The 23,198-nt window shown below is 74.4% G+C and carries 18 protein-coding genes; 12 read left to right on the top strand and 6 right to left on the bottom strand.

Features of this window, described 5'->3' with window-relative positions:
* Positions 1–3: 3 nt before the first annotated feature.
* Genes ABZX11_RS12090 through ABZX11_RS12115 form a run of 6 tightly spaced genes read left to right on the top strand, consistent with a single transcriptional unit; the run spans position 4 to position 7,252 of the window.
* Positions 4–1,128, top strand: coding sequence for a phage tail protein (locus ABZX11_RS12090; protein WP_354912468.1), 1,125 nt, complete (start codon positions 4–6; stop codon positions 1,126–1,128).
* Positions 1,125–2,939 (top strand): phage baseplate assembly protein V, encoded by a 1,815-nt coding sequence (locus ABZX11_RS12095; protein WP_354912470.1) that lies wholly within the window; start codon positions 1,125–1,127, stop codon positions 2,937–2,939. The genes ABZX11_RS12090 and ABZX11_RS12095 overlap by 4 nt, the downstream gene beginning before the upstream one ends.
* Before the next feature lie 12 nt (positions 2,940–2,951).
* Positions 2,952–3,356 carry a GPW/gp25 family protein gene (locus ABZX11_RS12100; protein WP_176170589.1) on the top strand — a complete coding sequence of 135 codons (405 nt, stop codon included), beginning with the start codon at positions 2,952–2,954 and terminating at the stop codon, positions 3,354–3,356.
* 2 nt (positions 3,357–3,358) lie between these two features.
* Positions 3,359–5,314 (top strand): putative baseplate assembly protein, encoded by a 1,956-nt coding sequence (locus ABZX11_RS12105; protein WP_354912473.1) that lies wholly within the window; start codon positions 3,359–3,361, stop codon positions 5,312–5,314.
* A 13-nt stretch (positions 5,315–5,327) separates the two neighbouring features.
* On the top strand, positions 5,328–6,710 hold the full coding sequence (locus ABZX11_RS12110; protein ID WP_354912475.1) for a discoidin domain-containing protein: 1,383 nt from the start codon (positions 5,328–5,330) through the stop codon (positions 6,708–6,710).
* 8 nt (positions 6,711–6,718) lie between these two features.
* Positions 6,719–7,252, top strand: a complete 534-nt coding sequence (locus ABZX11_RS12115) for a phage tail protein (protein ID WP_354912477.1) — start codon at positions 6,719–6,721, stop codon at positions 7,250–7,252.
* 15 nt (positions 7,253–7,267) lie between these two features.
* On the opposite strand, the gene ABZX11_RS12120 is transcribed toward ABZX11_RS12115, so the two are convergent.
* Complete coding sequence (locus ABZX11_RS12120) at positions 7,268–8,539, bottom strand: hypothetical protein (protein ID WP_354912479.1); 1,272 nt, start codon at positions 8,537–8,539, stop codon at positions 7,268–7,270.
* Between the two features lie 142 nt (positions 8,540–8,681).
* On the opposite strand from ABZX11_RS12120, the gene ABZX11_RS12125 reads away from it, so the two are divergent.
* Together ABZX11_RS12125 and ABZX11_RS12130 are read left to right on the top strand one after the other, a co-directional pair.
* The gene (locus ABZX11_RS12125) at positions 8,682–9,296 is read left to right on the top strand and encodes a Pvc16 family protein (protein WP_354912481.1); all 615 of its coding nucleotides are present in this window, start codon (positions 8,682–8,684) and stop codon (positions 9,294–9,296) included.
* A gap of 3 nt (positions 9,297–9,299) precedes the next feature.
* Positions 9,300–9,698, top strand: a complete 399-nt coding sequence (locus ABZX11_RS12130; RefSeq protein WP_354912483.1) for a PAAR domain-containing protein — start codon at positions 9,300–9,302, stop codon at positions 9,696–9,698.
* A 53-nt stretch (positions 9,699–9,751) separates the two neighbouring features.
* On the opposite strand, the gene ABZX11_RS12135 is transcribed toward ABZX11_RS12130, so the two are convergent.
* Entirely contained in the window at positions 9,752–10,894 is a 1,143-nt protein-coding gene (locus ABZX11_RS12135; RefSeq protein WP_354912485.1) for a lytic transglycosylase domain-containing protein, read from the bottom strand.
* 15 nt (positions 10,895–10,909) lie between these two features.
* Entirely contained in the window at positions 10,910–14,206 is a 3,297-nt protein-coding gene (locus ABZX11_RS12140) for a hypothetical protein (RefSeq protein WP_354912487.1), read from the bottom strand.
* Positions 14,207–14,509: 303 nt separating this feature from the next.
* On the opposite strand from ABZX11_RS12140, the gene ABZX11_RS12145 reads away from it, so the two are divergent.
* Both ABZX11_RS12145 and ABZX11_RS12150 read left to right on the top strand, forming a co-directional pair.
* Positions 14,510–15,136, top strand: coding sequence for a LuxR C-terminal-related transcriptional regulator (locus ABZX11_RS12145; protein WP_176170597.1), 627 nt, complete (start codon positions 14,510–14,512; stop codon positions 15,134–15,136).
* A 76-nt stretch (positions 15,137–15,212) separates the two neighbouring features.
* Positions 15,213–18,083, top strand: coding sequence for an AAA family ATPase (locus tag ABZX11_RS12150; RefSeq protein WP_354912489.1), 2,871 nt, complete (start codon positions 15,213–15,215; stop codon positions 18,081–18,083).
* 16 nt (positions 18,084–18,099) lie between these two features.
* Here ABZX11_RS12150 and ABZX11_RS12155 read toward each other — a convergent pair whose 3' ends face one another.
* Entirely contained in the window at positions 18,100–19,119 is a 1,020-nt protein-coding gene (locus ABZX11_RS12155; protein ID WP_354912491.1) for an NAD(P)-dependent alcohol dehydrogenase, read from the bottom strand.
* A 92-nt stretch (positions 19,120–19,211) separates the two neighbouring features.
* On the opposite strand from ABZX11_RS12155, the gene ABZX11_RS12160 reads away from it, so the two are divergent.
* Together ABZX11_RS12160 and ABZX11_RS12165 are read left to right on the top strand one after the other, a co-directional pair.
* On the top strand, positions 19,212–19,823 hold the full coding sequence (locus tag ABZX11_RS12160) for a TetR/AcrR family transcriptional regulator (protein ID WP_354912493.1): 612 nt from the start codon (positions 19,212–19,214) through the stop codon (positions 19,821–19,823).
* A 141-nt stretch (positions 19,824–19,964) separates the two neighbouring features.
* Complete coding sequence (locus ABZX11_RS12165) at positions 19,965–20,357, top strand: STAS domain-containing protein (protein WP_354912495.1); 393 nt, start codon at positions 19,965–19,967, stop codon at positions 20,355–20,357.
* A gap of 19 nt (positions 20,358–20,376) precedes the next feature.
* On the opposite strand, the gene ABZX11_RS12170 is transcribed toward ABZX11_RS12165, so the two are convergent.
* Complete coding sequence (locus ABZX11_RS12170) at positions 20,377–21,558, bottom strand: lipase family protein (protein ID WP_354912497.1); 1,182 nt, start codon at positions 21,556–21,558, stop codon at positions 20,377–20,379.
* 28 nt (positions 21,559–21,586) lie between these two features.
* A complete protein-coding gene (locus ABZX11_RS12175; protein WP_354912499.1) occupies positions 21,587–23,149 on the bottom strand; it encodes a GMC oxidoreductase in 1,563 nt (520 codons plus the stop codon).
* Positions 23,150–23,198: the final 49 nt, after the last annotated feature.

Below are 23,198 nucleotides of genomic sequence, written 5' to 3' on the forward strand. Positions count from 1 at the left end.
GCGATGACGATCCCGAACGTGCTGCAGGCGCCGATGGGCGCGCTCGGCGCCGTGGGCATGCGGAAGTCGGTGCCGGGCAACGCCGCGGCCCGCAAACCGCCCCGCTACGGCATGACCATGTGGTTCAAGGTGGTGGTGACCGACCCGGCGGGCGGCACCAGCCACCTCGGGCTCTGGTCGGGCTGCTCCGGCCTGGCCGTCAACCTGGAGACCGAACCGGTGTGGGCCGGCGGGCAGTACCTGGCCCCCTACCTGACCCCCCGGCAGATCACCTACCCGAACGTGACGCTGGAACGGGCGATGGAGGCGCGGTCCGCCGCGCAGGTCCGCAGCTGGCTCGAACTGGTCGCGGGCAAGTGGATCAGCGGCGACGAAGGCGGCGCGGGCATGGTGCACGAGAAGGCGGGCGGCAGCGCCCCCGGCACAGCGCAGTTCCGCGGCACCACGGTGACCGTCTCGCTGTTTTCGGCGCTGGTGCCCGGCGACGGCAAGGCCGCGCCGGCCGGCGGCACCGAGCGCGAGGTGGCCAAGTGGGAGCTGCGCGACGCGATCCCGGTGTCGTGGTCCGCGCCCGCGTTGTCGGCGGGCGGCGGTGGTGTGGCGACCGAGAAGCTGGTGCTGACCCACCGGGGTTTCCTCGACGCCGCCCCGGCGGGGTCCGCGCCCGGCGGCCTCAACACGCAGCACCAAGGGCAGCTGACCCTCAGCTGCCAGGGCAAGAGCCTGCAACTCCAGTACAACCCGAGAGAGGTCACCGAAGAGCGGACCACCCGCGTCGGCAACGAGAACGAGGGCCAGACGCTCACCATCAACGGCGAAGAACTGATCTACGACCGCAAGAAGCTGACCCTTTCCGCGCTGCAGATCGAAGGCGTGACGGCGGTCGCGGACGGCTGCCGGAAGCTGTGGGAGTGGACCGACCTCGACTACAGCAAGGAGAAGAAGGGCGCGCCCAAGCAGGTGCAGCTGCGGATGGGCTCCGGCACCGGCCTGGTCTTCGACGAGCAGGTCCTGATCAAGACGGCGAAGGTGTCGTACTGCCGGTTCACCACGTCCGGGGTGCCGTCCCGGGCGCTGGTCACCCTCACCCTGATCGTGGTCGAGCAGAAGCAGAAGACCCGGGCATGACCACGGGAAGCGCCTACTACCACCTCGACGACCGGACCCGGGTCGTCCCGCAGGTGCGGGCCGGCGGGCGGCCGCTGCCGCCGGAGCTGGCCGACCGCATCCAGCGGGTCGTGGTCGACACCCACCGGCTGCGGCCGGACATGTTCGAGATCACCTTCCTGGACCAGGACCTGACCGTGGCCCGCTCGTCCGGGCTGGCCGTCGGCACCGCGATCGGCATCACCTCGGGGTCGGCGGCCGACGGGAACCAGATCGAGCTGATCAGCGGCGAGGTGACCGCCATCGAAGGCTCGTACGGCCGGGTGAACCGCACGATCGTGCGCGGCTACACCCACGACCACCGGCTGCAGCGGTCGCGGCGCAACCGCTCCTTCCCCAACCGCAAGGACTCCGACGTCGTCCGGGAGGTGGTCCGGGAGTACGGCCTGCCGCTCGGCACCGTGCACCCCACCCGGACCGTGCACGTCCACATCGGACAGGTGAACCAGACCGACTGGGAGTTCCTGCGCGGGCGGGCCGACGCGCTCGGCTACGACGTCGGCGTGGTGGACGGCAAGTTCTGCTTCACCAGACCCGTCGACGTCCGCCGCGGGAAGCGGCCGCTGGCCGTGGAGTTCCCGTTCGGGCTGCGCGTGTTCCGGCCCCGGATCACCGCCGGGAACCTGGCGCCCACCACCGAGCTGCGGGTGTGGGACCCGGCGGACCGGCGGGCCCGCTCCGCCTCGGCGCCGACCGCGACCACCGGGGTGCAGCTGCCCGACGCGGACCCGGGCACGCTGAGCAAGCCGTTCCAGCCGGACTCCGCCCCGCCGCGCGCGGCGAACCCGGCGCTGGGCGAGCTGGGCCCGGCGCCGCGGCCGCAGGCCTTCGCCGTCACCACCGTGCCGGCCGGTACCGGCAGCGGGATCGACGCCGCCGCGCGGGAAGCGGTGGCGGGGGCGGCCGAGCAGCTCGGCAGCACCGTCGCCGAGGCGGACGGCGAAGCGGTCGGCGACCCGCGGCTGCGGGCCGGCACGGTCCTGGAGGTCGGCGGGGTCGGCCCGGTCTTCGACGGCCGCTGGCTGGTCACCCGCGCGGTGCACACCTACGACGTCGACGGCTACTTCACCGCGTTCGAAGTCAGCGGCAGGCAGGAGCGCTCCATCCTGGGGCTGACCGCCGGTGTCCGCACGGCCCCGCCGCAGCTCATCCCCGGGGTGGTGTGCGGGGTGGTCAGCAACATCGGCGATCCGGACGGGCTGAACCGGGTGCAGGTGGTGCTGCCCTGGCTGTCGCCGGAGTTCGTCAGCGACTGGGCGCCGGTCGCGCTGGCCGGCGCGAGCACGGGCGCGGCGGCGCTGTTCCTGCCCGAGGTGGGCGACGAGGTGCTGGTGGCGTTCGAGTTCGGCGACCCGCGCCGCCCGTACGTCCTCGGCGGGCTGCTGAACCGCAAGAGCAAACCGGACCTCGGCGGCAAACCGGTGCTGACCCGGGGCAGCACGGCCACGGTGGCCTGGCGCGGGCTGGTGTCCCCCAACGGGAACCGGCTGGCCTTCCATGACGAACGGACCCCCGGTGCGCAGCCCACGCCGACCAAGGGCGAGATCGTGCTGGGCACCCAGCGCGGGGACGTGGCGCTGGTCATCGACCAGATCGCCGGCACGGTCACGGTGCGGTGCAAGAACGGCGGCAAGATCGACATCCAGGCGGGCCGCGGCGGGGTGGTCAACGTCGGCGGCGGCGCGCAGCTCAACCTGACCGCGCAGGCCTCGATCAAGATCGAGAGCCGCGGACCGGTGGAGATCAAGGGAAACCCGATCAAGCTCAACTAGCGGGGAGTGACGATGTCGGCCGAATCGATCGGTGCGGGGTGGCAGTTCCCGCTCGGGTACTCCCCGAGCGGCGGCTTCGACCTGGCCCGTGGCGTGCGCAGGCTGGAGCAGTCGATGCGGCTGGTGCTCACCACCTACCCCGGGGAACGGCTGATGCGCCCGGAGTTCGGGTCGCGGCTGCGCGACTACGTCTTCGCCGCCGTCTCGCTGGACACCGCGACCGAACTGTCGGGCGAGGTGCGCCGGGCGCTGACCCGCTGGGAGCCGCGCGTGGAGATCACCGACGTGGTGACCCGGCCCGATCCGGACGAGCCCGGCCTGCTCCACATCGACATCGGCTACCGGCCGGCCGGTGGCGGCGACGAGCGGAACCTGGTTTTCCCGTTCTACACCGTGCCCGACGGCGAGGTGCCGTAGCGATGGCGCTGCCCGCACCGAACCTGGACGACCGGGGGTTCGCCGAGCTGGTGGCCGACGCCACCGGCGTGGTCCGCCGGCACTGCCCGGGGTGGACCGACCTCACGCCGTCGGATCCCGGCGTCACCCTGATCGAAGCGTTCGCGTTCCTGGTCGACCAGCTGTTCACCCGGCTCAACCAGGTGCCCGACCGGCTGCACGTCAAGTTCCTCGACCTGATCGGCGTCCGGCTGCACCCGCCCACCCCGGCCCGCACCGACGTGACCTTCTGGCTGTCGGCCCCGGCGACCGCCGCGCTGGTCGTCCCGGCGGGCACCGAGGTCGGCACCCAGCACACCGAAACCGTCGACCCGGTGGTGTTCAGCACCGAGACCGAAGCCGTGGCGCTGCCGTGCGCGCTCATCGCGGTGCGCACGCTCGGAAGTGCGGACGCCGGCCCCGCCACCGACCGGACCACCGAGCTGCGCGCCGGTCCGGTGCCCGCCTTCTCCGCGGTCCCCCGGCCGGGCGACGCCGTGCTCTTCGGGCTGGACGTGGCGGTGCCGCGCGGCGCGGTCCAGCTCGACCTGGAGAGCCGGATCGACGGCGTGGGCGTCGACCCGCAGCAGCCGCCGCTGGTCTGGGAGGCCTACACCGGCGAAGAATGGCTCGGCTGCCGGGTGCTGCGCGACGAAACCGGCGGGCTCAACAGCGACGGCGCGGTGGTGCTCGACGTGCCGGCCGAGCACCGGGTGGCCCTGCTCGACGGCCTGCGCGCGGCCTGGCTGCGCGCCCGGGTGACCGACCCCGCCGCGGGACGGCCCGGCTACCACGCGACGCCGACGATCGCCGGGGCCGTCGCCTGCACGGTGGGCGTCACGAGCGCGGCGGTGCACGCCGAGCTGATCGGCGCCGAGCCGCTCGGCACCGCCGACGGCTCGCCGGGCCAGGTGTTCCGGGTGGCCGCCGCGCCGGTGCCGTCCGGCCTCGGCAGCCCCGTGGTCCAGACCAGTTCGGAGGACGGCTGGCAGGACTGGACCCGCGTCGCCGACTTCGCCGGCAGCACCGCGGCCGACCGGCACTTCCTGCTCGACGGCTACACCGGCGAGGTCGTCTTCGGCCCGCTGGTCCGGCTGGCCGACGGCGGCACCGAGCAGCACGGCGCGGTGCCCGGACCGGGCGTCGCGGTGCGCATCCGGGGCCACGCGGTCGGCGGCGGCGCGGCGGGCAACGTCGCCGCCGGCACCCTCACCACGCTGCGCTCGTCGATCCCGTTCGTCGCCGCGGTGAGCAACGCGGCCGGGGCCAGGGGCGGCACCGACGCCGAGACACTGGACCAGGCCCGCGACCGGGGCGCACTCACGCTGCGGACCCGGGGCCGGGCCGTGACCGCCGAGGACTACGAGGCGCTCGCCCGCGAGGCGGTGCCGGAGGCGGCCCGGATCCGCTGTGTCACCGCGGGCGAAGCCGGGCTGCCGGCGGCCACGGTCAAGGTGCTGGTGGTGCCGGACGTGCCCGCCGAGAACGGCCGGGTGCGGCTGGCCGACCTGGTGCCGTCCGACGAGGTGCTCGCCCGGCTGGCCGGGCACCTGGACACGGTGCGCCTGATCGGCACCACCGTGCTGGTCGAGCCACCGCGCTACCGCGGGGTGACGGTGGTGGCCCGGCTGGTGGCCCGGCCGCGGCGGAGCCCGGCGGCGGTGCGGGAGGAGGCGCTGCGGACGCTCACCGGCTACCTCAGCCCGCTGCCCGGCGGCGGACCGGACGGCGCGGGCTGGCCGTTCGGCCGTGCGGTGCGGGTCGGCGAGATCCACGCGCTGCTGCAGCGGGTCTACGGCGTCGAGACGGTCGAGGACGTCCGGCTGTACAGCGCCAACCCGGTCACCGGCGAGCGCGGCGGCGAGACCAACCGGGTCGAGGTGGACGCCCACAGCCTGGTGTTCTCCTTCGACCACCACGTCCGCGTCGAAGCCACCTGAGGAGGAGCACGCGATGATCGTCTGCGGGGAATGCGGGCAGTCCAACCGGGACAACGACACCTTCTGCGGCTCCTGCGGGGGCTTCCTGGAGTGGACCGGGCAGAAGACGGCGCCCTCCGCCGCACCGGCCCCGGTCGCCGTGGCGGCCGAGGCGCCGGGCAAGGTCGGGCTGCTGCGCCGGGTGGCCTCGGCCATCGTCGGCCCGCTCACCACGATCGACGGCAAGCCGGTGCCCGATGACGTCGTCGGCCCGGCCCCGGCGGGGCAGGGCCCGCCCCCGCCGCCACCACCGGTCGGCGCGCCCCCGCCCCCGCCACCGCCGCCGGTCGGTGCTCCCCCTCCCCCGCCGCCCCCGGTCGGGGGGCCACCGCCTCCGCCGCCGCCTCCACCGCCGCCGCCTCCACCACCACCGCCGCCCGGCGGGCCGCCGCCCCCGCCGCCGGCACCGGAGGCCGACCAGGGCCGCCACCGCGCCCCGGAGACCGGACCGGGCGTCGACGGCCTGGTGGCCCCGATCGACCCCGCGGCCGCCGGGACCGAGCCGGCCGAGGTGCTGCCGCAGGAGGTCGCTCCGGCCGCCAAACCGGCCCACCGGGCGCCGCCCACCCGCCGGATCCAGCCCGGCGACCGGATCTGCGGCGAGTGCGGCGAAGGCAATCCGCCGACCCGCAAGTTCTGCAGCCGCTGCGGCGAATCGCTCGAGAGCGCGGTCGTCCGGCGCCTGCCGTGGTGGCAGCGCCTGCGCCGGAGGGGCGGCCCGAAGCTCGTCTCAGCCGCCCGCCGCCCCAAGAGCGCCGGGCGCGGGGGCAACCGGCGGGTCGGCCGCCGGGTGGCGACGAGCGTGCGCCGGTACACGTTCGTCGTGGTGCTCGCGTTCGGGCTGCTGGCCGGGCTCTACCCGCCGCTGCGCACCTACGTCGTGCGGCAGGCCGACCACCTCAAGAGCTGGGCCACCGGGCTGGTCGGCGACGCCACGGTCCGCCCGGTGCGGCCGACCGCCGTGCAGGCCACCGACACCCAGCTGCCCGGCCACCCGGCAGGCGCCGCCTTCGACGGGTTCACCAACACCTACTGGGCCGCGCCGTGGGTGCCGAACGGCAAGCCGCCCCAGGTGACCGTCGACCTCGGCCAGCCGACCGCGCTGGCCAAGGTCGTGATCACCGGCGGCGCCAGTGACGACTTCGTCGGCCACGACCGGCCGTCGATCATCGTGTTCAGCTACTCCAACGAAAAGTCCGACACGCTGACCCTGCAGGACTCCAAGAGCCCGCAGACGTTCACCCTGCGCAACGGCCTGGCCGCCAAGCTGGTGCAGGTGCAGGTCCTGCAGGTCAAGGAGTCGCCGGGAGCCAAGGACGTCGCCGTGACCGAGTTCCAGTTCTTCAGCGTCGGGTAGGGGCGGGCATGCGTGGGATGACCGCCGGGGTGCGCACGCCCCGGCCGCTGGCCGCCCTGCTGCCGTCGGTGCTGCAGGAGGACCCGGTGCTGACCGGCCTCACCGCGGGCCTGGACGAGGTGCTCGCCCCGGTCCACGCCGTGCTCGACTGCCTGGACGCCTACCTGGACCCCGGCCTCGCGCCGGCCGACTTCCTGGCCCACCTGGCCGCCTGGCTCGGCGTCACCCTGGACGACGCCTGGACCGACGACCGGCGGCGCGAGATCGTCCGGAACGCCGTCGCCCTGCACGGCCTCCGGGGCACCGCCCGGGGCCTGCGGTGGCAGCTGGAGCTCGCCACCGAGGGCCGGGCGGAAGTCGTCGACAGCGGCGGGACGCACTGGTCCCGCACGCCCGGGTCGACACCGGCGGCCGCTGAGCCGTCGCTGGTGGTCCGGCTCCGGCGTGGCGACGCGCCGGAGGCGGAACTGGCCGCGGTGCGGGACCTGGTGGCCGCGGCCAAACCCGCGCACGTACCGCACCACGTCGAACTCGTGGACTGAGCCCGCGACGCCGATTCAGCCGGCGCCCGCCGGCAGCAGCTGCGCGGAGAAGGACGCCGACGGAGTGCACCGCACCGAACCCGCGCCGGGCGTGACGCAGTCGACCGACACCGTCACCGGCACGTCCTTGGGCACGTGCAGCCCCTTGGCGTAGCTGTAGGGCTGGTCGGTGAAGTTGGCCAGCCCGGACTCCAGCAGCACGTCGGAGCCGACCGAGACCCGGATGAACCCCTTGTCCTGCCGCGGGTTCTGCAGGGTGATGGCGTAGATGTCCATCGCCCGCCCCGGCGGCGCGGAGTAGCCGAACTGCTGGAAGGAGCTGTCGGTCACCGGGGCCGCGAAGGTGGCGATGCGGAAGTCCAGCGAGGTCGGCGTGTTCGCCGCGCTCGCCGCGGCCGCGGCGCTGAGCTGCGCGTGGGCGTCCTCCTGGGCGCCGTTCGCCTTCGAGGCCGCGGCGTTGGCCGCCTCCGCCGCGCTGCTGGCCGCGCTGACCTGGCCCGCCACCTCCGAGCTGGCGATCTCCTTGACGTTGGGGGCGAGGACGGCGAACCACAGCGTGGTCAGCACGATCGCCAGCGCGGACAGCAGCGCCAGCGACGGCAGGACCCACTTGGGCAGCATCCGTTCCTGCGTCATCAGGCCCTTGGTGGTCAGCGGATCGCCCACCAGCACGCCGTCCGCCGATTCGTGGATCAGCTTCAGCTCGAACGGGTGCGGCCGCGGATCCCCGCGCAGGAACCGTTCGAACGGCCGGACCAGCACCCGCAGCAGCGCCACGGTCCCCGGCGGCACGGTGAACAACGTCCGGTCCAGCCGGATCCGCACCTGGTCGTCCTCCGGGTCGAACGGCTCGGCCTCGATCCGGACCGGGGTGTTGCCGGCGTTCTCGACCGCGAGCCGGTACTTCGCCTTGCGGCTGCCGCGTCGCTTGGCCGGCAGCAGCTCGGCGTCCAGCGCCAGGAAGGGGGCGACCTCGACGTGGCCCTCCACCACCGCGGACCGGTCCGGGTACTCGCGCGAGCGCAGGCGCACGCCGAACGCGTGGCTCCCGGCGGCCACCTGCGGGCCGCGCGGCGGGACGAAGCGGACGGTCACGGTGGCTTCCCCGCCCGGCATCAGGTTGACGACCTCCGGGACGGCGGTGGCCCACTCCCGCGTCTCGCCGACGACGTCGACGGCGAACTGGTCCACCACGGCACCTTCGTTGCGCACCAGCACTTCGCAGGCGGCTTCCTCGCCGGCTTCGACGAGCAGCACCGGATCTCCGAGCAGCGTGAACGCGGTCATGGCCCCCAGCTTCGACCCCGGCGCGGCGCAGGAGAACACGCCCGCGGCCAAGCCATCGCGCAGATTCGCGCTGGCTCGCTGTGCCCGCACGCCTGTCCGTCCGGCAGCGCCCCGGCGGGGCGGCCCGGCGGACACTGGACGGGTGATCGAGCACGTCGACGCCGCCCTGACCGCGCTGGTGCGCGCCGCGGTCGGCCCGGAAGTGGCCCTGCGGGCCGAGCCGCCCGGCCCGGAGCTGGCCGGCGACGGCGAGGTGCTCAGCCTGTTCCTGCACCGGGTGGTGGAGGACCTGACCGCGCGGGCGGCCGCGTGGACCGACGAACTGGACGCGCAGGGCCGGGTGGTGGCCCGCGTGCTGCCGCCGCGCCGCTACCGGTTCTGCTACCTGATCACGGCGTGGGCGGCGGCCGGCCGCGCCGCCGAGCACGCCTGTCTCGGCGCGGTCCTCGCCGCGATGGCACCGCACCGGCACGTGCCGGCCGGGTACCTGCCGCCGCCGTTGCGCATCGGGCCGTCGATCGAGCTCGACGTGGCGCACCCGGACCTGCCCGGGGTGGCGGCCGATCTGTGGCCCTCGTTCGGGGTGCCGCCCCGGGCCGGCCTCGACGTCGTGCTGACCGCGACCCTGACCCCGGCCGCGCTCGGCCCGCTCGCCACCCCGCCGTCCACTGTGGACCTCGGGGTGGCCGGCGGCCCGCCGCCGGCGCCGCCGCCGTCCCCAGCACCGGCGGTGCCGGGGCGCCGGATCCGGGAGTGACCGGTGGGCAAGCCGGCGGCGAAGCAGGGCGACCAGGTGACCGGGGTGGACACGCACATCGTGCTGGTGCCGTCCCCGGGCGGTCCGGTGCCCACGCCGACCCCGCTGCCGTTCACCGGCCGGATCGTCCAGGGCTGCTGCCCGAGCGTGCTGATCGGCGGCCGCCCGGCGGCCACCGCGGGCTCGGTCGCGCTCAACGCGCCCCCGCACGTCCCGCCGGCCCCCGGCTCGTTCGCCAAGCCACCGGACAACCGCGGCACGGTCATCGGCGGCAGCGCCACGGTCCTGATCGGCGGCAAACCGGCCGCCCGCATCGGCGACAAGGTCCTCACGTGCGCGGACCCGGCTCCGGCGCCCAACGGCACCATCGTGGGAGTGGCGACCGTCCAGATCGGACCGTAGCTGACCGAACGTCCACATCGGACATCACGGGCGCCTTGGCCGATCGCCGCCGCTCACAAGCAGAGCAACCCGAGCACGGGCACACATCCCGCGCTGGACGGCGGCGCGGTCGAAGCCGTGGTGGTCGCCGTCGGGCTTTCGGTGGTGGCTGCCGGGCCGGACGAGGTCGCCGGCGGCACGGTCGTCGCCGGCACCGGCGGCACGGTGGCCGGCGGCACGGTGGCCGGCGGCACGGTGGCCGGCGGCACGGTGGCCGGCGGCAGCGGCGTGCCCGGTGCCGTCGTCGTCACCGGCGGGACCGGCGCGCCCGAGGTGGCGGTACCCGAGGCCGGCGCGGTGCCCGGCTCGCCGGTGACCGCCGTGCCCGCCCGGTAGCGCTCGGCCAGGGACAGCACCAGCGCCACGTAGCTGCCCGAGTGGTTGTACCGGTACACCGCCGCCCGGGCCGCGGCCGGGTCGGCCAGGTCCGTTCCGCCGCTGCACAGGTAGCTTCCGGCGCCCAGTGCGGCGTCGGTGATGTCGTCCGGGTCCGCCGTCCCGTCGCCGTCGCCGTCCGCGCCGATCGCGCGCCACGTCTGCGGCAGGAACTGCAGGGGCCCGACCGCGCGGTCGAACACCGGGTCGCCGTCCAGCCGGCCGCCGTCGGTGTCGCGGATCAGCGCGAACTCCCCGCCGTCCAGCCGGGGTCCCCGGATCGGCGGCACGCTCCGCCCCGTCACGGTCAGCACCGCCCCGCCGAACCGGCCGTGGTCGCTCTCCACCCGGCCCAGTGCCGCGATCAGCGCCCAGTCGAGGTGGCAGGCGGCCCGCTGCCCGGCCAGCACCGCCGCCGCGTGCTGGTAGGCCCGCAGCGCGACCTGCGGGATACCGTCGGTCGAGAGGTCCGCGGCCGCCGACGCGCCCGCCGTGGGATCCGGGGCGAGCAGCGGCTCGGGCTGCACCCCGAGCGGGGGCACCGCCGCGGGTACCTCCACCGGATCACCGGGGACCGCCACGGCGACCGGGCCGGCCGCGCCCGGCGGGCCGGCCGGGCGGGTCTCCGCCAGCGGGACGCTGCGCACCGGGTGGACGGTCAGCGCCAGCACGGTGGACACCCACAGGCAGGTCGTCAGCGCGGCCGCGCCGGCGACCAGTGCGGTGTCGCGGGCCCGGGCGGTCGCCGCCAGCCGGGCCCGGGCCTCGTCGATGGTGTGCACGGGCGCCCCCTTCGCTCAGCGCCGGCTTCGCCGTCGGCGGCGGGCCGTGGTCAGCAGCAGCAGCGCGGTCCCGGCGGCGACCAGCAGCACACCGGCCGTCACCAGGGGCCCGGCGGCCACGCCGGTGTAGGCCAGCCGCCCCGGGCGGCCGGGCGGACGCGCGCCGGCGGACGGGCCGCCGGTGGCCCCGGCGGTGCTGCCGGCCGGACCGGCCCCGGTGGCCGCGCCCGCCGGGGTGGCCTTCACCGGTGTGCTGAGCACGCTCGGCGCCGCGGTGACGCCGGCGCCGGCCGCGGTGGTGCCCGCCGCCGCGGTGGTGGCGGTCACCGTGCCCTTGCGCACGTCCGCGGCGGTGATCGGGTAGGACGTGGTGCACGACAGCTTCGCTCCCGGCGCCAGCGCCGCCGGCGCGCTGGGGTCGCAGGTGAGGTGCGGGGTCCCGGACGCGGGCGCGGCCAGCGTCATCACCGGGGCCACGCCGGTCACCGTCACGCTGCCGGTGTTGGTCACGGTGACCGCGTAGACCAGGACGTCGCCGGCGTCGGTGACGGTGTCGCTGTTGCGGTCCTCGATCGACGTCACCGTGCTCACCACGCTCAGCGCGGCCTTGCTCGCCAGCGGCGTGGTCGCCTGGCCCGGTCCCGAGGTGACGCTGCGGCCGCCGGGCGCCTTGGCGTTCGCCGTGGCCGTGTTGACCACGCTGCCCCGGTCGACGTCGGCCTGGGTGACCGTGTACTGCGCGGTGCAGGACACCGTCTCGGTGGGCCGCAGCGTCACGGGCGGGTCGGCCGAGCAGTGCAGGGCGAGCGCCGGGCCGGCCGGCGGGGTCAGCCGGTCGTCGACCGTCACCGCGCTCAGCGTCGTGGTGCCGGTGTCGGTGACCACGACCGAGTAGCTGATGACGTCACCGGCGTCGGTCACCGAGTTGTGGTTCTCGTCGGAGATCCCGGTGACCGTCTTGGCGATGGCGAGCGCGGGCGCGCCGGTGATCGGCTCGGTCACGGTGACCGGGTCCGAGCTGACCGCGTCGCCGCCGGGGGCCGCCCCGGTGGCCGTGGCGGTGTTGGTCACCCCGCCGCTGTCCACGTCGGCCTGGGTCACCTTGTAGGCGGCGGTGCAGGTGAGCACCGCGCCGGCGGCCAGTGTGGCCGGTTGCTTCGGCGTGCACGCCAGTGCCGGGTCGGGACCGGCGGGCGAAGCCATCTGGTCCACCACCGACACCCCGGTCAGGGACACGGTGCCGGAGTTGGTGACCGCGATCGCGTACTTGATTGTGTCGTCCACGTCGAGGTTGCCGTTGCCGTTGACGTCGGTGATGCCGGAGACCGACTTGCTGACGGTGAGCCCGGAGGTCCGGCTCAGCGGGGTGGTCGCCGGGCCCGCCGGGGAGGTCACCGCGTTGCCGCCGGACTTCCCGGTCGCCGTCGCGGCCGCGGCCACCTCGCCCTTGTCCACGTCGGCCTGGGTGATCGTGTACTGCGCGGTGCAGGACAGCGTGCCCCCGGGTGCCACGGTCGAGCCGGCGGCCGGGGTGCACGCCGGAGCCGGGGCAGGCGCGGCGGGCGCGGTCATGGCGATCGTGACGCCGACGTCGGTGAGCGTGACGCTGCCGCTGTTGGTGACGGTGGCCGTGTACGCGATCGTGTCGCCGCTGTCGACCCGGCCGTCGCCGTTCGTGTCGGCCGGGGACGCCGCGGTCAGCTGCGTGGTCAGCGCGGGCTGCTGGGTCAGCCGGGTCTTGGTCTCCACCGGGCCCGCGCCGGTCGTGGTGCCGGCGCCGGCGCGGCTGGTGGCCGAAGCGGTGGCCGACGCGGTGATGGTCCCGCCCGGGGTGTCCACGTCGCCGGGGGCGATCGTGTAGGTGCCGGTGCAGGTCATCGTGGCGGTGATGACGATCCGGCCGGGAGCGGCCGGGTCGCAGGTCAGCGGCACCGCGTGCGTCGCCCCGCCGGTCACCTGCTCGGTCACCGCGGCGCCGGCGAGCGTGGAGTTGCCCGCGTTGGTCGCTTCGACCCGGTAGCCGATCACGTCGCCGGCGTCGGTGAGGCCGTTGCCGTTCGTGTCGTCGATCCCGGAGACGGCGTTGGTGAGCACCAGCTTGGGGTTGTCGGCCAGGGTGCTCGTCACCGCGGCCGTGGCCGTCACGAGCAGGCCGGTGGAAGCGCCCGGGAGTGCGGGCAGCCTGCCGGTGACGGTGACCCCGTTGCTCACCGAGCCGCGGTCGAGGTCGGCGGCCACCAGGGTGTACTGGCCGGTGCAGGTGAGCTTGCTGCCCGGCTGGAGGGTGGTCGGCGGCTGCACGGGCAGGCAGGACAGCGGGATCTGCACGCCGGAGGGCGCGGTCATCGTGTCGACGGCGTCGATGTCGCCGATCGCCACGCTGCTGTCGTTGCCGATCGTGACGGTGTACTGGATGGCGTCGCCGGCGTCCTGGACGCCGTCGGCGTTGTTGTCGATGACCGCCGAGGCCGTCTTGGTGACCGTCAGCGCGATCGGGTCGATGGTGACGCTCCCGCCGCCGTCGTTGCCCGCGCTCTCGTAGACGGTGTTCGCGGCGGAGCTGCAGGAGCTGCCGCCCCCGCCGCCGCCACCCCCGCCGCCGCTGCCGCTGCCGCCGGTGCCGTTGGCGCCACCCGCGCAGCCGCCGCCCCCGCCACCGCCTCCGCCGCCGTAGGACCCGCCGCTCCCGCCGTTGCCGCCCGGGCCGGAGGTGGCGCCGCCCGCGCCCCCGGTGCCCCCGGTCTGCCCGGCGAGGTGGGAGCCGCCGTTGCCGCCGGAGGTGCCCTTCTCGCTGCCGGCACCGCCGTTCCCGCCGCCGTCGTTGCACCCGCCGACACCCCCGCCGCCCCCGCCGCCCCCGGCTTCGACCAGCCGGCTCGAGCCGCGGATCAGCGCGCTGCTGCCGCCGCCGGACGCGCCGCTGTGGACGCCGTCGGAGCACCCCGGGCCGCTCCCGGCGGACCCGGAGGCCCCACCGCGGTGGTAGCCGCTCTGCCCGCAGCCCACGTAGACGGTGATGGTCTGCCCGCCGGAGACCGGCACCACGGCCGAGACGACCGCGCCGTTCCCACCGCCCCCGCCGTCGGCGTCGGCGCCCTCGCCTCCGGCCACCCGGACCAGCAGGTGCGTGGTGCCGGCCGGGACCGGGTAGCTGCCGCCGCCGGTGGTGCAGTCGAACCGGCCCTGCACCGCGGCCAGCGCCACCGGGCCGGCGTCGCCGGTCAGCGGGAGCACGGCACCGGCCAGCGCCAGCGCCCCGCCTGCGGCCCACACCCGGGCCCGGTTCGCCGTCGCGGACGCCGGAGTTCGCATGGTCGTCCCCCTTTTCCTCGCGCGCGGAACCGTCGGCGGAAGTCTCCCCTCGCGGGTGCGCCGGTGCGTACGACTCGGAGCCAATGGATCGGGCAGAGCGTCTGCGCGTTCGGGCAACCGGTACCGGGGCCGCCCCCGTACGGATGAATCGCGCACCCTCGCCCTAGGGGTACGCGTTTAGTGGACTGACGAAGCTAGGGAACGAACTAGGGGCTGTTCCCCAGGGCTGCCCGTCCGCGTCGGGGGCAAGCTGGGCGGCGGGGTCCGCACGCAGGACGCGGGGACGATTCGAGGAGCGTTCGCATGGGCGAGAAAATCACTGTCTGGACCGAGGCGGACGACCCGGTCATCAGTTTCGGGGTGACAGCGCAATTGGGTCAGTCGGCCGAGCTGACCCTGGTGGACCGGGACGCGATCACCCCGGAAACGGTGGTCGTCCTCGCGGTCGACGCCATCGACGACCGGATCGTGCACCGGGCCCGCGAGCTCGGGCACGCCGGGTGCAGCCGGTTCATCCTCGTCACCCCGGCGCTCGACGACGACCAGCTGCGCGCCGCGGTGGAGATCGGCATCTGCGCGGTGATCGAGCGGCGGCACGCCACCCCGAGACGGCTGGAGCAGCTCGTGGTCAAGGCCACCCGTGGCGAGTCGGAACTGCCGACCACGCTGCTGAACCTGCTGTTCCGGCAGGTGTCCGCGCACGAGCGCGACCGCGTCCCGCCCCGCACGCTCCCGTTCGCCGGGCTGACCACCCGCGAAACGCAGGTCCTGCGCCTGGTCGCCGACGGCCTCGACACCGACGAGATCGCGGCCCGGCTCGCGTACTCCTCCCGCACCGTCAAAAATGTCCTGCACGCCGTGACCACCCGGTTCTGCCTGCGCAACCGGTCGCACGCGGTCGCTTACGCCATGCGTGAAGGGCTTATCTGACCCGAAGGACGGCGATGAACCGCAGACGACGGCCACACAGGCCGGTGGGGGGTCGGCGCGGCGACCGGGTAGAGCCGTGACTTCGGACGACGATTCCTTCGACATCAGCGAATGGCCCGAAGACGCCTGGGACATCCCGTGTGGACTGACCGGCCGGGACGGCGAACTGCGCACCATCGCCCACTGCGCCAAGGCGGCGATCAGCGGGCAGCCGGCGCTCGTGCACCTCGAGGGCGAGCCCGGCATGGGCCGCAGTGCCCTCGCGCGGGCGGCGGTCGACCACCTGCCCGGCTTCCTCGTGGTCTGGATCGCCTGCCACGAGTCCGAACGGGACGTCGGCTTCGGCGGGACCGACCAGGCCATCTCCGGTCTGCGCCGCGTCGCGGCCACCCGGGGCGTCGCCATCCCGCGCCTGGATTCGCCCGAGCCGCGGCCGGCCGCGACCGGCCGCAGCCTGCTGACGTTGCTGGACGGCATCCAGCGCGTGCACCCCGCGGCGATCGTGCTGGACGACGCGCACTGGTGCGACGAGCAATCCTTGCAGAGCTTCGGTTTCCTGGTGCGACGGCTGCGGGTGGGCCGGGTCCTGCTGATCGTCACCTCGGCGGTGCGCGGCCGTTCGGCACTGGCCGTCGCCGGCCCGGCGCCGTCGGCGGGCAGCCGGGTGCGGCCGCACCTGGAAGCGGCCGCTTTGGACGCGCTGACGGTGCGGCTGGGCGCCTTGCCGGACGAGCAGGTCCTCGCCCTCGCCCGGAACGACGGGCGGCCGGTGGACGCGCGGCTGGCCGAGCGGCTGACCCGGTTCTCCGGGGGCAATCCCCGCGTGGCGAACCTCCTGATCGACGGCGCGGAGCTGGACCACGACGCGAGCGGCGCGGTGCTCCCGCCGTCGCTGGTGGCCGCACTGGAGATCCAGCTGGCCGGCCTGCCGGCGCACGCCAGGACCATGCTGGACGCACTCGCCGTGCTGGGCAGCCCGGCCCGCATCACCCAGGTGGCGCAGCTCGCCGGGTTCACCGATCACGTTGCGGCACTGGAAGTCCTGCTCGGCCGGGGCCTGCTCACCTGGGCGCCCCGGGACCTGCCGTCGGTGCTGGAAATCCCGGACCCGCTGCTGGCCGACGGCGTCTACCAGCTGCTGCGGCCGTCGCGCCGCCGCGAGCTGCACGCCGCGGCCGCCGAACTGGTGGCGGACGCGCGGCGGTGGCGGCACCGCCGCGCCGCGACGATCGGGGTGAGCCCGACCCTGGCGGCCGAACTGGAATCGCAGGCGAGCACCGCGGTCCTCGACGGCCGGATCGAGCAGGCCGTCGAGTACCTGCGCTGGGCCGCGGACCTGAGCTCGGCCAAAGAGGACCACCAGCGGGCCGTGCTCACCGGCGCGGTGCTGGACGTGTGGTGGGAGCGCGGTTCCCTCGACGAGGCCGAGCGGACCGTGCGCGGCACCGACCCGGGTCCGGTGCGGGACGCGGCGCTCGGGGTGGTGCTCGCCCGGCGCCCGGACGGGCCGGCGGAAGCCGACGCGCTGCTGCGGGGCTGCCTGCCCGCGCTGGTCGAGGGCGGGGTGGTGCCCGGCTGGCTGGCCCTGCTGACGGCCTCGGCCCTGGCCCGGGTGCAGCTGCTGCTCGGCCGGGCGGACGAGGCGGTGCGGCACGCCCGGTTCGTGCTCGACCACGCCGACCAGGCGGACCGCACGGTGCTGGTGCGCACCGCGCGGACACTGGTCTTCGCGGTGCTGCACCGGGACGGGCCGGGCACCGCACTGGCCGTGCTGGAGCACACCGACGCGGAACTGCGCGGCGCGGGCGGGCTCGGCGCCGGGCGGGTGTTCGACTTCGACCGGGCGACGCTGCTGCTGCTCAACGGCAAGCTCACCGAGGCGGCCGTCCGGGCCGAAGCCGCGCTCGAGGTGACCACCCACCCGGCGGGCGACACCGTGCACCACGGCGCCACCCTGGTGCTCGCCGAGGCGCAGTTCCGGCTCGGCGGCTGGGCCAGGGCCAGCGAGGCGGTGGAGACGGCGCTGCGGATGGACCGGGACGGCAGCCTGCCCACCGGCGCCGGCGCGGCCGCGCTGGTGCAGGCGGCCCGGCTGGCCGCGGTGTGCGGGCGGTGGAAGCGGGCCGCGCACCACATCGGCCGGATCGAGCAGGTGCCGGGCGTCCGCCGTGAGCACCGGCTGATGTACCTGACCATCGCCCGGGCGGCGGTGGCGGGGGCCCGGGGCGACCACGCGCTGGTGATCGCCCTCTTCGCCGAGACGGCGCACCTGTTCACCGGCGAGTCCGCCGGCCGGCTGCCGTGGGTGGTCGAGCAGTCGTGGCGCCCGCTGCTGGCCGAAGCCCTGGTGGAGGCCGCCGCCCCCGAATCGGCGCAGGCCGAGCTGGTGCGGCTGGGCCGGCTCGCCGAGCAGGCGGGCTACCTGCGCACCACCCAGCTGTGGCTGGCCGGCCGGCTGGCCGAGCGCGCCGGTGACCCCCAGCGCGCCCGCTGGTTCTTCGAGCAGGCCATCACCCGCCCGGCCGACCACGACAGCGACGCACTGGGCCGGGCGCAGGCGGAACTGGCCTACGGGCTGCTGCGGCACCGCCGCGGCGAGGGCAGAGCGGCATCGGTCTGGTTGCGCAGAGCGCGCCAGCGCCTGGTGAGACTCGACGCGGCGCCATTCGTGGAGCGCTGCGACCAGGCGCTGGCGGCGATCACCGAGGCGCCCCTGCTGCGCTTCGCCGAACTGACCGAACGGGAACGCCAGGTGGCCGCGCTGGTGAACGAAAACCTGACCAACAACCAGATCGCGGCCACGCTGTTCGTGAGCGAGAAGACCGTGGAATACCACCTGGGCAAGGTGTTCGCCAAGCTCGGCATCTCATCCCGCCGCCAGCTCCGCGGCATGGGCCCGGCCGTCATCGGCCCTGACGGCGGCCCGCCGCGCCCTCCTCCGCCGTGACGGACCGTCGAGCTGCCTAAGCGAGTGTGACGACTGCCCGATAGCGTGCGCGTCCACTTCGGACGACCTCGACCGCGGTGTTGATTTCCGCCGCCGGAAAGGTTTCCACCTGGGGGCCGATGCCGTGCCGGGCTGCGAAGTCCAGCATCGAACGGGTTTCGCTCGGGGACGCCGGCACGCCGCCGGAGATCGTTTTCTCGGCCGGGAGCAGGCTCATCGGGTGCACCGTGATCGGCTCGGGCGGGACGCCGACGACGCTGAGCCTGCCCTGAGGCACGAGGAGGTCCAGGTAAGCGTCCCACGGCAGGCTCGCCGAGACCGTCGAGAGGATGAAGTCGAACGAACCGGCGGCGGCCTCGAGAGCGCCGTCTTCGCTCGTAGCAATGAAAGAATTCGCGCCGAAGCGAAGGGCGTCGTCCATTTTGGACCGTGAGGTTGAGATGGCGGTGACGTCGCAACCCCAGTGGGACAGGAACTGCAGAGCCAGGTGGCCGAGCCCGCCGATCCCGACGACGGCCACCCGGTCGACCGGCCGCACGCCGTGGCGCAGCAGCGGCGCGAACACGGTGACACCGGCGCACATCAACGGTGCCGCCTGTTCGGAAGGGATCGCGTCGGGGATGGGATAGGCAGTGCGCCAGTCGGAGACGCGGAGCAGTTCGGTGAAGGCACCGCGGTCGCCGCGCATGACCGTGTCGTCGCGCTGCGGACAGAGGTTCTGCCGTCCGCTGAGGCAGAGGGCGCAGCGGAAGCAGGCACCGGCGATCGCGCCGACACCCACCCGGGTGCCGACCGGCAGCAGATCGGTGTCGACGGCGCTGCCGACGGCCTCGACCACGCCGACGGCCTCGTGGCCGGCGACGCAGGGGTAGCGGGTGATGCCGTACTCGTTGTCGATCTGGCCGATGTCGCTGTGGCAGACGCCGCAGTGCGTCACGCGGACGTCGGCTTCCAGCGCGCCGAGCGGGCCGGGCTCGCGTTCGTACGGTTCGAGGCGGGTGCCCGCGGAGTGCGCCGCGTAGGAGGTGACGGTCATCGTGCCCCTTCTTTCGGAGTCGCCGTCGACCTTACAGTACGAAACGGTTTCGTACCGTTCAAGCTTTTGAAGTGCACTGATACGATCGGCTCATGAGCGTTCGCCCCTTGGACCCCACCCGAGACGCCCGGATCCTCGACGCCGTGCTGGAACTGCTCGCCGAAGCCGGGTACGTGTCGATGACGATCGACGCCGTCGCCGCCCGGTCGGGCACGTCGAAGGCCACCATCTACCGGCGCTGGCGCAACAAGCGGGAGATCACCGTCGCCGCCATGGCGCGCTACCACGGGAACCGGACGTCGTGGTCGGTCGACACCGGCACCTTCCGCGGCGACCTGCTCGCCCACACGCGGCGCTTCGCCGAAGTGCTCAACGGGTTCGACGGGCGGCTCGCGATCGGGCTGGTGCAGGCCCGCGCCTCCGACCCGGAGCTGATCGACGAGCTGGAAACCCGGTTCTCCAGCGGCGCCCGGCTCCCGGAGGAGGTGGTCGAGCGCGCCGTCGAACGCGGCGAACTGCCCGGCCCGGTCGACGCGGGACTGTTCGAGGAGGTCGTCGCGTCCGTGCTGTTCATGCGCTGGCTGTGGCGGCTCCCGCTGGACGCCGCTTTTCTCGAGCACGCCGTCGATCGCCTGGCCCTGCCGGTTCTCACGGCCGGGGCCCGACCGCCGGACAGCTTTGGAACAGGCCCCGGTGCGCCGTGACTGCGGAGGCAGGGTGACCCACCCGTAAGAGCGAATTGTTGTTGCTACCGGCGCAGAGCTGACGTTCCGAATAAACACTTCCACTTCACCCGTTAGCGTTATCAATGCACCGCAGCCCCCACCTTTCGATACGATCAGGGCGTGTCCCTCACGTTCCGCCGACCAAGCCAGGGCGAGCTGCCACATCCCCTTGGCTGCACTCATTCGCGGAATGGGGAATTGCTGATCGCTTCCGTTGACGGCGAGATCGACATGGCTACCGCGCCCAGGTTCGTTCACCATGTCGAGGAATTGCTTGCCGAACGACGGGTGGCCGTGATCGCCGACCTCACCAAGGTGAGTTTCCTCGGGGCCGCCGGTGTCGTCGGGTTGCTCACCCTGACCACCGCTGCGCAGGCGGCCGATGTGCCCTTCTGCGTCGTCACCGACCAGCGCGCGGTGCTGCGGCCCCTGCAGGTGACCGCCGTGGACCGGGTTGTCGTCGTCCACGCCACCTTCGAGCGAGCGCACGCCTGGCTGAACGATCAAACGTGACGAAGCCGGCGGCCGTCCCTCAGCAGTCGGAGTGCGCCGGCTTGCCCGCGAACCGGTCGGCCAGGTACTGCACGACATCGCCCGCGGAGAACGCCAGTGTCGTCACGTGCTCGCCGAGGTAACTGCGCCACATGACGTCGACGCCGGCCGCGCAGTACTCGCGCCGCAGGGTCTGGGCCTGTGACAGCGGGATGATTTCGTCGAGGCGGCCGTGGAACAGGAAGACCGGCGCCTGCGGCGGACGGGCACCCAGTTCGTTCTCGGCCAGGCGAGCCTGCCACTTCGCCGTGGTGAGCGGGTTCGACGTCGTGTAGTCGGCGATGTGGCCGAAGGCGTAGCCGAACACCGCGTCGACGCACGCGTCCTGCTGGGTCGCGTACAACCGGCGGCCGCGGTCGTTGAGGTAGCCCGGCAGGTCCAGCTCGGGGTACGCCGCGTCCAGACCGAGCGACGCGAGCAGCAGGAACCCGAAGCCGACGCCACCGTCGAGGTTTCCGGCCACCACGTTCAGGTCCGCAGGCGTGCCACCGGCCGTGATTCCCGCAACCCGCAGCTCCGGCGCGTACGACGGCGCCAGCTCCCCCGCCCAGGCCGCTCCCCCGCCGCCTTGGGAGTACCCGGAGAACGCGACCGGCCCACCGGCGGCCAGACCGGCGGCCGGGAGCCGGGTGGCCGCCCGGGCGGCGTCGATCACCGTGTGGCCTTCCGAGCGCCCGACGACGTAGGTGTGCAGGCCTGGCGTGCCGAGGCCTTCGTAGTCGGTGATCGCCACCGCCCAGCCGCGGCTCAGCATGGCGTCGACGAACAGCGGCTTCTCGTAGTCCGGCTGGAACTTCGACGGGGCGCAGCGGTCGCCGATGCCGCGGGTGCCGCTGGCCACCGAGACGATCGGGCGCGGGCCCGGGCCCGTCCACGACGCCGCCGGCACCAGGATCCGGCCCGACACCGCGATCGGGGTGTCCGTCGCGGACCTCGACCGGTACAGCACGAGATACCCCTTGGCGCTGCCGGAGTCCGGTAGCGGTCGCCACCAGACGACGTCGCCGTCGGCACCGTCCGGCAGCGGGCTCGGCGGCGTATAGAAGGCGTCGCCGTCCGGGCCGCGCGGCGGGCCTGCGGCCGCGGCGGCACTCGCGGCCACCGTGGACAGCAGGGTGACGATGACGGCCGTCAGGACCGTCCAGATGGACCTCGTGCGCACGGGTACTCCTCGTCGAGTCCGGTTCGGGTCAGAAGACGCGGTCGACGTCTTGGGCGATCAGGTGGTCGAGCGCGCGCTCGGCGAGGGCGGCGATGGTCATCGACGGGTTGCAGGCGGCGGTCGTGCCGGGCATCAGGGCGCCGTCGAGGACGTAGAGGCCGCGGTGGCCGAGCACGCGGCCGTCCAGGTCGCAGACCGAGCCCATCGCGGCGCCGCCGAGCGGGTGCCACGTGCCCGGCACGAGGGCGGTGGTGTCGAGCAGCACGCCGAGCGGGCCGGCGATGCGGGTGATCCGCTCGTGGATGCGGGCGGTCAGCTTCGCGTCGGCGGCGGACGGCCAGTGCAGGACGGCGTCGTCCTTCGCCGCGTCGTAGACGAAGCGGCCGCGGCCTTCGCTGATGCCGTACCCGACGAGCATCGTGGTCCGCAGGTCCGGCAGCGGCGGGAGCGAGGCCTGGATGACGGTGTTGGCCGTGGTCGGGTCGTCCCACTCCTTGCTGCCGTAGACGACCGGGCCGCCCTGGGGTGTCCCGAAGTCGTCGGCGAGGTTCGTCCAGGTGTAGATGCGGTCGCCGTTGCTGCCCCAGCCGTCGCCGAGCGCGTCGGGCAGGTCGGGGATGTCGCCCTTGGCGCCGGCCCGCATCAGCAGCCGCGTCGTGTTCGCCGTCCCCGCGGCCATGACCAGCGCCTTCGCCGCGAGGACCTTCTTCTCCAGCACGGTGCCGGAGGTGTCGATGCGGTCGACGCGGACCTCCCAGCGACCGTCGGCGGCCAGGGCGACGTCGGTGACGTTGTGCAGCGGTGCCACGGTGCAGCGGCCGGTGGCCTCGGCGGCGGCGAGGTAGGTCACGTCGACCGAATGCTTGCCGCCGTTGTTGACGCCGAGCCCGCAGTCACCGTTGGTGTACGACGGCTTCATCTCGCCGTCGAGCTCGCGGAGGGCGTAGGTCCAGTCGATCGGCATCGGGATCTTCTCGACCGGGTAGCCGGCGTCGCGCGCGTTGCGGGCGAAGATCCGCGACGCCTTGTACGTCTTGCTCTCGATGAGGGCGTCCGGCGCGGTCGCGATGCCCAGCATCCGGGCGACGCGGGGGTAGTGCTCGGCGGCCAGGCGCGCGTAGTCGAGCTGCTCGGGAAAGCAGGCGTGGAACAGCTCGGCCGTCGGCTGCAGCGTCATGCCCTGGTAGACCAGCGATCCACCGCCGACGCCCGCCGCGCACATCATGCTCATGCCCTGGCCGGCGACCTGTTCCAGCAGCCCGGTGTAGCGCTCGAACGGCGGCAGCGACGGCAGGCCCGGCAACGCGGGCGCCGAACCCAGCCAGAAGATCCGCTTGTCGGGTGCCGACGTCACGTGCGGGAACGTCTCGGCGTCCGGCCCGGTCGGCCAGCGCCGTCCGCGTTCGAGCACCAGCACCGGTACCCCGGCCTGCGCGAGCCGCAGCGCCGTGACCCCGCCGCCGAACCCGGACCCGACGATCACCACCCGGTGGTCCTCGCGGGTGACCGGCACCCGGCCCGCGCCGACCGCGGCAACCCCCGCGACGGCCACGGCGCCCTGCAGGACGGTTCGGCGATTCAGGGTGCGCATGGGCGGGTTCCTCCGGGCGGCGAGTCATTACGCTGGGTGACTGTATGAA

The organism is Amycolatopsis sp. NPDC004169 (genome assembly GCF_040610315.1).
Lineage (GTDB): Bacteria > Actinomycetota > Actinomycetes > Mycobacteriales > Pseudonocardiaceae > Amycolatopsis.